General features: G+C 43.2%; 11 protein-coding genes. 6 read left to right on the top strand and 5 right to left on the bottom strand.

Going from position 1 to position 11803, the window contains the following annotated elements; translation table 11 throughout:
• Positions 1 to 255 precede the first annotated feature (255 nt).
• Entirely contained in the window at positions 256 to 1431 is a 1176-nt protein-coding gene (locus M9194_RS09690) for an amino acid permease (RefSeq protein ID WP_250612432.1), read from the top strand.
• An 83-nt stretch (positions 1432 to 1514) separates the two neighbouring features.
• On the opposite strand, the gene M9194_RS09685 is transcribed toward M9194_RS09690, so the two are convergent.
• Both M9194_RS09685 and M9194_RS09680 read right to left on the bottom strand, forming a co-directional pair.
• Positions 1515 to 2339, bottom strand: a complete 825-nt coding sequence (locus M9194_RS09685; RefSeq protein WP_250612431.1) for a hypothetical protein — start codon at positions 2337 to 2339, stop codon at positions 1515 to 1517.
• Positions 2336 to 3211: an ABC transporter ATP-binding protein gene (locus tag M9194_RS09680; RefSeq protein ID WP_250612430.1), complete on the bottom strand. Its 876-nt coding sequence runs from the start codon at positions 3209 to 3211 to the stop codon at positions 2336 to 2338. The genes M9194_RS09685 and M9194_RS09680 overlap by 4 nt, the downstream gene beginning before the upstream one ends.
• Positions 3212 to 3371: 160 nt before the next feature.
• On the opposite strand from M9194_RS09680, the gene M9194_RS09675 reads away from it, so the two are divergent.
• The 3 genes from M9194_RS09675 to M9194_RS09665 all read left to right on the top strand — a co-directional run bounded on the left by M9194_RS09675 (position 3372) and on the right by M9194_RS09665 (position 6966).
• Entirely contained in the window at positions 3372 to 4913 is a 1542-nt protein-coding gene (locus M9194_RS09675; protein ID WP_250612429.1) for a methyl-accepting chemotaxis protein, read from the top strand.
• Between the two features lie 396 nt (positions 4914 to 5309).
• The gene (locus tag M9194_RS09670; protein ID WP_250612428.1) at positions 5310 to 6197 is read left to right on the top strand and encodes an AEC family transporter; all 888 of its coding nucleotides are present in this window, start codon (positions 5310 to 5312) and stop codon (positions 6195 to 6197) included.
• A 127-nt stretch (positions 6198 to 6324) separates the two neighbouring features.
• Positions 6325 to 6966, top strand: a complete 642-nt coding sequence (locus M9194_RS09665) for a DUF2057 family protein (protein WP_250612427.1) — start codon at positions 6325 to 6327, stop codon at positions 6964 to 6966.
• A gap of 66 nt (positions 6967 to 7032) precedes the next feature.
• On the opposite strand, the gene M9194_RS09660 is transcribed toward M9194_RS09665, so the two are convergent.
• Positions 7033 to 8421, bottom strand: a complete 1389-nt coding sequence (locus M9194_RS09660) for an SLC13 family permease (RefSeq protein ID WP_250612426.1) — start codon at positions 8419 to 8421, stop codon at positions 7033 to 7035.
• A 314-nt stretch (positions 8422 to 8735) separates the two neighbouring features.
• Here M9194_RS09660 and M9194_RS09655 point away from each other — a divergent pair, with 314 nt between their 5' ends.
• The gene (locus M9194_RS09655) at positions 8736 to 9689 is read left to right on the top strand and encodes an AEC family transporter (protein WP_250612425.1); all 954 of its coding nucleotides are present in this window, start codon (positions 8736 to 8738) and stop codon (positions 9687 to 9689) included.
• 53 nt (positions 9690 to 9742) lie between these two features.
• Here the strand turns inward: M9194_RS09655 and M9194_RS09650 are convergent, their stop codons facing one another.
• Positions 9743 to 10246 (bottom strand): lactoylglutathione lyase family protein, encoded by a 504-nt coding sequence (locus M9194_RS09650; protein WP_431769400.1) that lies wholly within the window; start codon positions 10244 to 10246, stop codon positions 9743 to 9745.
• A 157-nt stretch (positions 10247 to 10403) separates the two neighbouring features.
• Here M9194_RS09650 and M9194_RS09645 point away from each other — a divergent pair, with 157 nt between their 5' ends.
• Positions 10404 to 11306, top strand: coding sequence for a LysR family transcriptional regulator (locus tag M9194_RS09645; protein WP_250612423.1), 903 nt, complete (start codon positions 10404 to 10406; stop codon positions 11304 to 11306).
• Here the strand turns inward: M9194_RS09645 and M9194_RS09640 are convergent.
• Positions 11277 to 11801: a DNA mismatch repair protein gene (locus M9194_RS09640; RefSeq protein WP_250612422.1), complete on the bottom strand. Its 525-nt coding sequence runs from the start codon at positions 11799 to 11801 to the stop codon at positions 11277 to 11279. The genes M9194_RS09645 and M9194_RS09640 overlap by 30 nt on opposite strands.
• Positions 11802 to 11803: the final 2 nt, after the last annotated feature.

The raw sequence follows: 11803 nt of genomic DNA, 5'->3' as shown, positions 1-11803 counted from the left end.
CAGAACTCAAGAAATACCCACCTTCGAATTGATGTTCGTATCTGCAAGCAAGTTCTCTCCTTATTGTATACCCTAGCCTGTTCAAGGTGCAGAATTTCGACCAATGCTAAAACCCGAGATTAAGGAAAAGGGTGGCTGGAATACCCAAATTACTTCAAGATGCAGAATTCATTGTACTCGAGATGACTTTTTGTTAAAAAGCTCACTTTTGACGAAACCGACCAGTATACCGAAAATACGGAGTTAACTTTGAATATGAGACTGTTTGGCAGCTCCCTGATACTTGCAGGAACTGCCCTAGGCGCGGGAATGTTGGCCATTCCTATGGTGTTATCCCAATTTGGCTTTTATGCCAGTGCACTGTTGATGCTGTTTATTTTTTCAGGCACCACTTACTCTGCTTTGCTACTTGCAGAAGCGTGTACCAAAACTAAAGGGCATTGTGGAATGAGCACCATTGCTTATCTCACCCTTGGTTCAAAGTTTAAGCATTTTATTAACGCGCTTTTCTATTTACTGCTCATTTGTCTCATGATTGCTTATCTTTTGGGGGTTGGAGACCTATCTAACAAAATATTGTCGGGACTTGGCTTAAACGCTTCACCCACCATAAGCTACACAGCATTTTGCCTAGTAATGGGCGCCGTCGTGGCTTCTGGCACAAAACACATCGACAAGCTAAATCGTGCGCTGTTCATTGTTATGGTGCTCATGCTGTTTATTGTGATCGGCTATCTGTCGAGTGATATCCACCTAAATTATATCGACCAAGCAAGCCACTACTCTTTTCATGATGTCGTCAAATATAGTGCGGTAATCTTCACCAGTTTCGGTTCAATGGTCGTAATCCCTTCTCTGGTCAAATACAACGAGGGCGCAACACCCAAGCAAATTCGTAATATGGTTCTGCTAGGTGGGTTAATTCCTTTGGTATGCTACCTCGCTTGGCTATTTGCCATCATTGGTAACTTAGGTGTTCATGCTGTTAGCCAGTTTCACTCCATTTCAGAGCTAATTTCTTCATTCAGCGAAAACAAGCCGTTTATTAAGGAAGTCAGCTCTATATTCTCAGCGCTAGCTTTAGTTACCTCATTTTTGGGCGTTTCTATGGCGCTGTATGACCAAAATAAAGATGCGGTGTCTAGCAACACCTTACTATCGTATGCACTGACCTTTATCTTGCCCCTTGTGCTAACCAAACTGTTCGCGCACCAATTTGTTGGTATGCTGAGTTACGCGGGAATGGTCTTGGTTTTCTTAGCCGTGTGGGGCCCACTTGCAATGGTAGTCAAGCTACGCCAACCCGATTTTGTCTCGATCCAAGAGCGAGTGCAGTTAGAAGGCAGCTATACAGCTGGTGGCGGCAAAGTGGCACTTTTCGTTACTTTTACCTTTGGTGTGGTAGTCTTTATATCCTGGTTTATGAAGTAATCGTGCTCTGAAAATTTCTCAACTAGCCATATTCAAAGGGAGAGGTTCTATGAATCTCTCCCTTTTAGTACCAGTACATACGGTTACTGTATGGTTTTACTGTAACGTAAACTGGCAACCAACCCTATTGCGCCCAGAGCAAAATACAAAACCAAGTACATCAAGTTAGCGTGCAAAAAACCGCTTAACGGGTTTGCATCCAACAAAGCTTCGGAAGAAAGGTCAATGACTGTGCTGACAAATTGGCTTACTCCATAATAACCAAACAAAATGATCGGCATGAGTTTGACCACATAAATCCCGACAAACATCGTGATAATAGGAGAGCGAGTCTTTTGTGATACCGCAAGCGATATTGCCGCCATTGGTAGTAAAGCAATGGCAACCAATATCATTCTGGCCAGAAATTCAAACCAACCAAGCACAATGTGCGAAAATGACAGCGGCCCCAACAAGATACCATAACCTTGATTAGAAAACACTTTAACTAACCAAAAAAGCACTTCCGCCGCGAGCACAAACAAAGAACACATGAATGGAATCACCAACAACCCAAAAAGCAGTTTGATTAAATGCCGATGCAAGTCAGTCACTGGCATGCTGCGCCAAAACATCCAACTTCCTTCTTGCCTTTCTCTTAGTAAGGTTTTTGGAAAGTAAGTGCTCGACATAGCAATCGAAACGACACCAGCAATAGCAATTAACATATTGGTTAAACTCAATTCAAAGCCAGGAAAAGTGGCCATAGACCCATTACTGGTATAGCTAAATTGATACGAGAAGTGATCGGAGTTAGATAACATTGCCACCGCAATGAGCGCAGCGCAGACAAACAAAACTAATGGCGCAATAACGACCATCCTATCTTCTAACCACTCTTTCTCCAACATATGCAGCGTGGTTTTCATTGTGTTACTCCTTGTTGGAAAGCGAGAAAGATATCGGACAAAACCGCATCCCGCTTCGCCAAGATAGGCTCAAAGTGAGCGAGCTTGTTTGACTCGATGACCCATTCAGTGTGAGCTAGATGCGGCCTCGAATAGATGGGGTTGAGCGCTTGCTCTATCTGCGCAGAGTACTCGTTAGCCACATCGATGACCGCATATTTGTGCTTTAAATCCGACATAGGCTCGCTAAGCACAACTTGACCATTTTTTAAAATCAATACGTCCGTTAATAGTGATTCGATTTCATCCACTTCATGGCTGGCGATGATCAACGCTTTTTCAGACTGCTGGAACCAATGAAGCAGTTGCCGATAGAAGACATCTCGATACATAAGATCTAGACCTAATGTTGGCTCATCCAGCACAAGTATACGAACATCGGTGGAAAGAATGATGGCTAAATGCAGTTGTACCTTCATTCCTTTAGATAACGCACCCACCTTGCTTTTCAATGTTACTTTGGTATCCGCTAAAAGGCGCTTAGCATTCCCAATCTTAAAACTGGGATTAACGCCAGACGTATACTTTAATATCTGCTGTACGGTCATCCAGTTAGGCAAGTGGCTACCATCAGAAATGTAGGCTAACGACTTCATTACCTCTGCCCGTTTTGACAGTGGCTCCATCCCCATTATCTTGATATCACCTTGGTAATACTGCGCGCCAAGAAGGCTGTGAATGAGCGTCGATTTACCCGCACCATTGTGGCCCAACAGTCCCATAACCTGGCCAGCATGAAGCTGAAAGTTAACATTTTTTATCGCCCACTCTTCATGATTAGATGAATGTTTGTACTGCTTTGATACGCCGGAGGCCTCAACCAAAACGCTCATTCTGCTTCCCTTAACTATATGAAATTAACCCCATAGACTGACTTTCTCTCGCACTGAACAAGTGCAATGAATTCCCCCTTAAAACCGAGGGGAATTTGAATAAAGTACAACCTAAAGCTATTTTATCTATAGGCCTATTTTGAACGACAAGGAGTCTGGTTTGAAGAGCTTAAAGGTTATTTTCCTGGTCCAAGTAATCGCTGCCGTGGCAGTGGTATTGCTTATTTCGGCCTTTATCAAATATCAGAGCTTTAAGGACAACCTACAAACAGAGCTCAATCAAACTGTGAGTAACTCGACGCAGCGCTTGAGTATGAGCCTACCTAGGCTCATGTGGGATTTTGATTTAGACACCGCTCGTTCCACCATTTCGGCTGAGCTCAATACCCCGGACATCTCGGCCGTTCAAGTGCTCGATAATCAAGGTAGCCAAGTACTATTTCTTGGCCAGCAAAATGGTGAAGATGGCGAAGAGGCCAAAATCATCGACATTACAGATACGTCTTCTCTTGATGAAAACAAGTCCGTGACAGACAAGCTGATATTCGTCGAATACGAAGAGAAAAACGACGTGGGTAGCGTTGTTGTGTATTACAACACCAATGTGTTAGATGCCAAGCTAGCCAGCTCATTAAGGCTCAATATTATCGAGTTGGTGGTACTGGTGGTCATCATTAGCGTCGTTATCATTACTGTTTTAACCTTTACCGTGCTCAAACCCTTACAACAGCTCACCGAACGTATTGAGGCCCTATCTTCTGGCGAAGGCGACTTATCCAACAAAATTCAACAAGCGAAATACAAAGAATTTGATGCCATCACCAAAAGTATTAATAAGTTCACCGAGTCTTTGCGAGCCATCGTGGTTGATGTTACCGGCGCCTCACACACACTTGAGGACAAAGCGAGTCAAAATGGCGCAACCGCTAGAGATAATGCAGATAAGCTTGATAACCAAAAACATCAGCTCTCTACCGTAGCCGCCGCTGCAACAGAGTTGAACCAATCCGTTGTGGTGGTCGCCGATACAGCATCAGATACGGCTTCTCAAGCCAGCGAAGCGGCAACGCTAACCAATGGTGTCAATTCGACAATCGAGTCCTCATCACAAGAAATCTTCAACATGCGTGAAGAAATGAATCACGTTAATGCCGAGATGCATAAACTGATTGAAGAAGGGCAAAAAATCACTACCGTCTTAAATGTGATTAATGATATTTCAGAACAAACCAACCTACTTGCCCTCAATGCTGCCATCGAAGCGGCACGTGCTGGAGAACAAGGGCGCGGCTTCGCAGTGGTAGCAGATGAAGTGCGAAACCTAGCCGTCAAGACTAGTGAATCAACCGAGCAAATCCAGAAAAATATTCAAGCTCTGGATCAAGCGACCAAGTCCGTTGAAGACGAGCTAACACGAATCGCCACCATGCTAGAAAACACCGCTGAAAAAGTAGCAGATTCACAACACTCAGTAAAAGAGGTCCAAGAACTTATTAACCATATTTCCGAACGTAGTGGACAAATTTCTCATGCAACCGAAGAGCAAAGAATGGCGGTAGAAGAAATTAGCCAAGCCATTGTGGAAGCCTCCGATGCGTCAAACGAAGTATCCGCGGGCGCTGTTGAAAACAGCAACAATTCACAAAAAGTGCTAGAGCTAAGTAAGAGTATTGCCGAGCACATGTCCAAATTCCGCACTTAAGATTTCCATTTACCAGCCAATAACGACAAAACCCCGTATATGGGGTTTTGTCGTTATTGGCTGAGATTCAGAGCAGATTTGGGTTTAATGCCATGCGCCTTATTAGGTATTAGTTCTAACAAAAAATATCCTGAGTAAAAATTTGACGTCGAAAGACCATTTCATCACAGCAATAAAAGCTATTATATTTTAAATAATTAAGTTAAGTTTCATGCGAGTGACCTTTTACGTGCGTTTTTATATTTATCTCACCCATTGACTATTTGTAAGTAATTCTAAAATATATGTAATGAAAAACCGCTGGATATAGAACGCAATTCACCTTAGCCTAAATTAGTGCCCACTTATTATATTTCGGTACAAATCATCAACTCCCCCAGCTAGCTAAGGTGTCATATGGAGCAAATATTCCATCACGTTATAAACATTATCTTTCCCGTTTTGTTATGTATATTAGTTGGCTTCCTGCTTGGTAAATTCAACAAACCTTTTGATGTAAAATTCGTCACCAGTTTGCTAGCAAACGTTGGCTATCCCTCTCTTATACTTGCTCATCTAGTGGGTCAAAAAGTTGACTTAGATATATTTTTTAAAATGCTATTGTCTGGAGTCTGGGTGATTTTTATTTTTATCATATTGACTGCACTTTTATTGAAATCCACCAAGTTGTCTTTTCGAACCTACCTGTCTCCGCTTAGTTTAAGCAATGTCGGAAATATTGGTTTGCCAGTATGCGCGCTAGTTTATGGCCCACAAGGGCTCATTTATGGCCTTGCATTCGTTGTCGCAGTCACGGTTTTCAACTTCACTATAGGACGCTGGATTAGCTCTGGAACCTTCAGTTTAAAACAGCTTTTGACCAGCCCTGTTATTTATTCCGTTGTCATCTCCATAGTTATGCTATTAACAAAAACGCACTTCCCAAAACCCATTGCATCTGGTCTGGATATATTGAGTGGTTTAGCTATACCACTTATGTTGCTGACATTGGGGTATAGCATCTCAACAATGAAGCTTGGCAATATGGTGCTAGGAACCAATTTGGCACTCTATCACTTGATTGCCGCCGTATTTATCACATGGATATCACTACCAATTTTTGGCTTCGAAGGTGTCGCCCGTGGCGTGTTTATTTTAGAAGGCTTAATGCCTGTGGCGGCGAGTGCTTATTTGTGGGTCTCCATCTATCGAAAAGAAGATGCCTCGAGTGTTGCGAGTGTCATTTTGGTGTCTACAGTGATGACCATCGCTGTTATTCCAATCGCATTAACCTATTGGGTATAGTGAGGTTTCAATCTTGGCTCTGTAAAGATTCGATTAAAGATAGTATCTTGTTGGCAAAATTGATTGCATTCTTATCATTTGCTAGGCAGTCTTCTGCTTGACTAGGGATATAACCAGGAAATAAACAATGAAACTCATTAAGCCATTATCGTTTTTGTTAGCCATGGTCTTTAGCACCGTTGCGATGGCAAAAGTCACCATCACTGTTCCAGATACCGTTGAAATGTTAGCCGTAAACAGCGCCTCACCGGAATTAGAAGGAGGCATGTTTTCTGCCAATAAGACTCTTACCCTTCCAAATGGTGAAAACCAAATCGTGTTTAAGTATGCGCCCTACTTTGCCAAGGGTAAAGATAGAGTAACGGTAGAGAGCCAAGCGATCATTGCTAAATTTAATGCGAAAGATACCAAGCTAAATTTTGAGTTTTCTAAATTCAACTCGCTGAGCAAAGCGCAGAAAAACATCAATAGCTTGGAATGGAGCCTTGTTGACCAATCAGGTCATAAACTGGATATCCAACAAGACCGTTTAATTAAAAAAGGCATGCAAATTGGTCGAAACTACCCACAAGAAGCACAAAACTACAACACTAAGGGTGGAGTAGCTGCCATTGTAACGCCGTTGACGTTAACACAAAGGGCATTAAAACAAGGCGACCTCAAACAGATGCAAGGTAAAAATACAGCTGAAGAGATGCTGCACTTCTGGTACGCCAAAGCTGATGCCGCAACTAAAGCGCGATTCAAACACTATGTAGAGCAACATTAATCGCTAAGCATATTGAAGTAAGCTGTACACAAAAGAGCGAGACCAACTGTCTCGCTCTTTTAGTATCTAGACCCAAAGCAGCATTGCGATAGTGGTCAATACAATCACACAAGCAATATTCAGCACCAGCCCCACCTTCATCATTTCAATTTGCTTGATATGGCCGGTACCAAATACGATGGCGTTGGGCGGCGTTGCCACTGGAAGCATGAATGCACACGATGCAGCGACACCAATCAAAACCGAGATAATGACAGGTGAGATACCGAACGCTTCAGCAATCGTAGCAAAAATAGGAATAAGTAACGCTGCGCTGGCGGTATTACTGGCAAATTCGGTTAAGAACACAACAAATATGGCAACAACCAGAATTATTACAACCATCCCTAAGTTCGCAATCAAGCTACTCAATTGATGGGCTAAGAATACGCTGGCTCCCGTGGCCTTCAGTACGTTACTTAAACAAATACCGCCGCCAAACAGTATCAGTACTCCCCAATCAGCGGTTTTCTCGATGTCCTTCCAATGCACCACCCTTGTGAAGCTGACTAAGATGATCGCCCCTAATGCTATGATGGTATCGAATTTTGCGTAGCCTCCAATCATACTATTGATCGGTTTGCTGAATATCCACATAAGCACGGTCAAAGCGAATATAGCCAAAGTGAGCAACTTATTCTTATCCCACGCGATTGGCTCATGGCTAAGCTCAAACTGCCCCTTTAGATCCGGCTTGATTACCAGATAAAGAACCGCGATTGCGACGGGCAATAACACGATTGAAGTGGGTAAGCCAAATTTCATCCAATCGGTGAAGCTCAGCCCAACTTCAGCCGCCGCTATAGCATTGGGTGGGCTACCAACAACCGTGGCAATTCCACCGATACTGGCACTGTATGCCGTCCCGAGTAAAACGAAAACATACGTTTTGTGCCCACTTTCGGCATTCACTTTACTGAGCACTCCCAGAACTAACGGCAACATCATAGCCGTAGTGGCAGTATTACTGATCCACATCGACAAGGCCGCCGTAACCCCAAATAGCATGAAGACAGCGATGCTCATCCTGCCCTTTGCCATGACCAAGACTTTTTCCGCAATCACCTTATCTAACCCTTGCTTGTGCATCGCTGCAGCCAAGGCAAACCCACCTAGAAAGAGAAAAATAATAGAATTGGCAAAGTTGTTAAGCGCTGTTTGGGTGTCGAAAACACCAAACATTACCGCCATGATCGGGACTAAAATCGCCGTAATCGTTACGTGTAAGGCTTCGGTTAACCACAATATGGCGATAAATATCAACATGCTCAAACCTAGTACAACCTTAGGTTCAAATGGCAGCATATTGTAAAGCAACAAAAATAGTAGAATATCTGCGATAACAATTAGACTTTTTCGATTGAATAAGCGCTCTCGCTTATCAGAGGGAAGCGGCAGATCATCATTTCTTTTCATTAAAACGGTTCCTTATTCTACGACATCACACATCTCACTCGGTGCTTTACCCAATGAGCCTTGGCTTCAATAGCACCGTCACCCATGTTCACACGCATTAGCCATTGAGAATAATTTGCTAAGAAAAAACGTTAGCCAAATCAATATCTACAGACTCTTGGCCTTATGGCTGCGTGACTTTAAGATTCGAATTTCGGGGAAGATAGATATGGGTGACAGCGCTAGGCAGGGATGTATCGCATTGAGAAATCCAGTAATATGCAGGCTTCTGGCAAGGTCTTCGGCTACACAGCTAAACTAAATGGGTCGCATCTATGAGTGTTTTACAACAACTGTCTTTTTCCATCTCCATTACAGGCCCAATTTGCTTGATGTTGTTTTTGGGGATTTACCTAAAAAAAATTGGCTTGGTCAATGAAAACTTCATTGATGTAGGCTCAAAACTGGTTTTTCAAATCACCCTACCCATCATGCTTTTTTTGAGCATTATCACCTCCAAGCTCGATTTCTCGGGTAGCGGCACGCTGATAGCCTATGGTTTGGTCGCCAATATTCTCTTTTTTGTGTTCATGACCCTCATTACAAAAAAGATATACCCAAACCAGAAAGATCAAGGTGTCCTTATTCAAGGGGCCTATCGCGCCAATACGGGGATTATCGGGTTAGCGTACGTCATTAATACCTTTGGCCATTCCAGTATCGCGATTGCCGCTATCTACGTCGCCAGTACCACACTGCTCTACAATGTTCTTGCTGTCATCGCTTTGTCTCCAGCCAGCAACCAATCAGGAAATCAAGCCATATCAGTGATCTTCAAAACACTGACTAAAAATCCGCTGATTCAAGCCATTTTACTTGGCTTAGTGGTATACGCGTTTGCTATCCCAATACCAGAAGTTGCGGTGAAAGCGGGCCATTATTTTGCCAATATGACCCTGCCCTTGGCACTACTTTGCACGGGCGGATCGTTAGATTTACGTTCCTTGAAACACGAAATCATGCCCGCCTGGTATGCCACTTTTTTCCGGCTCGTGGTGTGCCCACTTCTGTTGACCGCAGGAGGATATATTCTTGGGTTTAGAGGGTTAGAGCTAGGGATCATTTATCTAATGAGTTCAGGCCCAGCGGCGGCGGCAAGCTATGTGATGGCACGCTCTATGGGTGGCAATGCGAAGTTGGCGGCCAATATCATTGCACTGACGACCTTTATGTCTTTAATTACCACGACGGTTGGCATTTTTATTTTGTCGAGCATGAAAGTCATTTAAGGGATAACATCGGTTATCCCCATATCTCGACCGTTAGGATGCTCCCCAGGAGCTTACTTATAGGCTCCTGCCGCATAGTGCAGCTCATAGCTGTGGCTGTATAGCTCAAGAATATTGCCAAATGGGTCTTCCATGTAAATCATACGATAAGGCTTTTCACCCGGGTAATAATAACGCGGCGCTTTCATGCGTTTCTTACCCCCTGCCGCAACGATTTTTTCAGCCAGCTCTTCCACATTTGGGTCTTGCACACAAAAGTGGAAAATGCCCGTTTTCCAGTATTCGAAGTTATCATCTGGGTTTTGTTGATTTTTAAACTCAAACAACTCGACGCCAATGCGGTCCCCAGTGGATAAATGTGCGATACGAAAACGCTCCCAGCCAGCACCAAAAACGTCTGTGCACATTTCACCTATCGCCGAATCATCTTCAATAACTTCAGTAGGCTCCATAATTAAGTACCAGCCTAATACTTGAGTATAAAACTTTACCGCCGCTTCTAAATCAGGGACTGAAATACCAATATGAGAAAACGTTCTCGGATAGGGTTGTGGGATTGGATTAGACATTGTTCACCTCTTTCATTCATCAGTTTGAGCCGTGCCGTTAAGCCGTTAGCTCATTGGTTAAGGTGACTATACGTAGAGTGGACATAGTTTAGAAATTATCATATTTTCTTATTATGATAATTTTTTGTTATATATAGAGCGTTTCATGTTCAATCCAATATGGCTCAATACATTTAAAACCCTAGTAGAAATTGGTCATTTCACGCAGACGGCAGAAAAACTGTACATGACTCAACCAGGCGTGAGTCAACACATCAAAAAGCTAGAGCAAGCGTGTGGTCATGTGTTAATGAAGAGACAGAAGAAAGGGTTCGAGTTAACCGAACAAGGCAGAATTATCTATCAATACGTATTGGATCAAGAAAAAGCCCAAGCGCATTTACTAGACCAGCTAAACTTTGACGACCCGTATTCTGGCTCATGTCTTCTTTCTTGCTCAGGAGCCCTAACGTTGAAATTGTACCCACAACTGATAGAGCTACAAAAAGTTCACACTGAACTCAACGTTTACCTTGAGGCCGCGCCAAATCATCAAATATTGGCAGACGTACATTCAGGCCAAATCGACATAGGGATTGTCACTCATATTCCCAATAAGAATTTGTATCAACATCACCTTTTAGGTTATGAAGAACTGTGCTTAGTTCTGCCTAAAGCCTATCAAAATAAACAATTGTCAGCGCAGCTGTTGTCTCAAATTGGCCTTATCGATCACCCAGATGGAAAGCATTACCTCTCGCTCTATTTCGGCATGTGTGGAAATGAAGAGCTTAGCAATATCAATGTAGAGGATATCCCTAACGCAGGTTACATCAATCAGCTCCATCAGATCTTACTGCCAGTATCAAAAGGGCTAGGATTTACCGTGCTACCCATTAGCGCGATAGAAGCGTTTCCAGGTCAAGCAAAGTTACATTTAGCCAAAGCCCCAAAGCGCGTAAAGGAGCCGCTGTACCTTATTCAGCAGCGTCATAGAGCATTGCCTAAACGTTACGATTGTATTTTATCCATACTTGATTCAGTGCTTTCGAGCGAGATCTCGGGCTAATATCAAAGCTAAACCAAAGACCTGTAAGAACAAGCCAATGTTTTTATACCAAGCAATTTTCTCGTTCAGTTTCAGCACACGCTCAGAAATGGATAAGTTTTCCAGATAGTAGTCATCAATTCTATCCCTTAGACCTTGCTGAGCTTGGTTGATTAACCTCATAATTTGCCCGAGGTTGTCATGGCTAATGTCAGGGACAGGCTGACCTACCCAGTGACGAAGCTGATTTTGTACAGCTTCTTGCAGCATTTGCGAGACCTTTTCTGTATATACCGCCTGGATATGCAAAAGCACGGCTTCTCTTTTCCTTTCCAAGGTTTCCACACTGTTCCAGGCAAGCTGAATAGAATACTGGTTTTGTTGCTTTGATTCGTTAAGCTTTTCAATATCCTCACTTAATTTATCCAGCACTATGCTAGACATCACGATAGCCAACACATTCAGTATCAAGCCAATCAGAACGAGCAACCAAGGCTGGGGAAGACGTACCATCATCG

The organism is Vibrio sinus, assembly GCF_023634645.1.
GTDB classification, from domain to species: domain Bacteria; phylum Pseudomonadota; class Gammaproteobacteria; order Enterobacterales; family Vibrionaceae; genus Vibrio; species Vibrio sinus.
The sequence above is the reverse complement of the archived record's forward strand: the minus strand, read 5'-3'. Positions and strand labels throughout refer to the sequence as shown.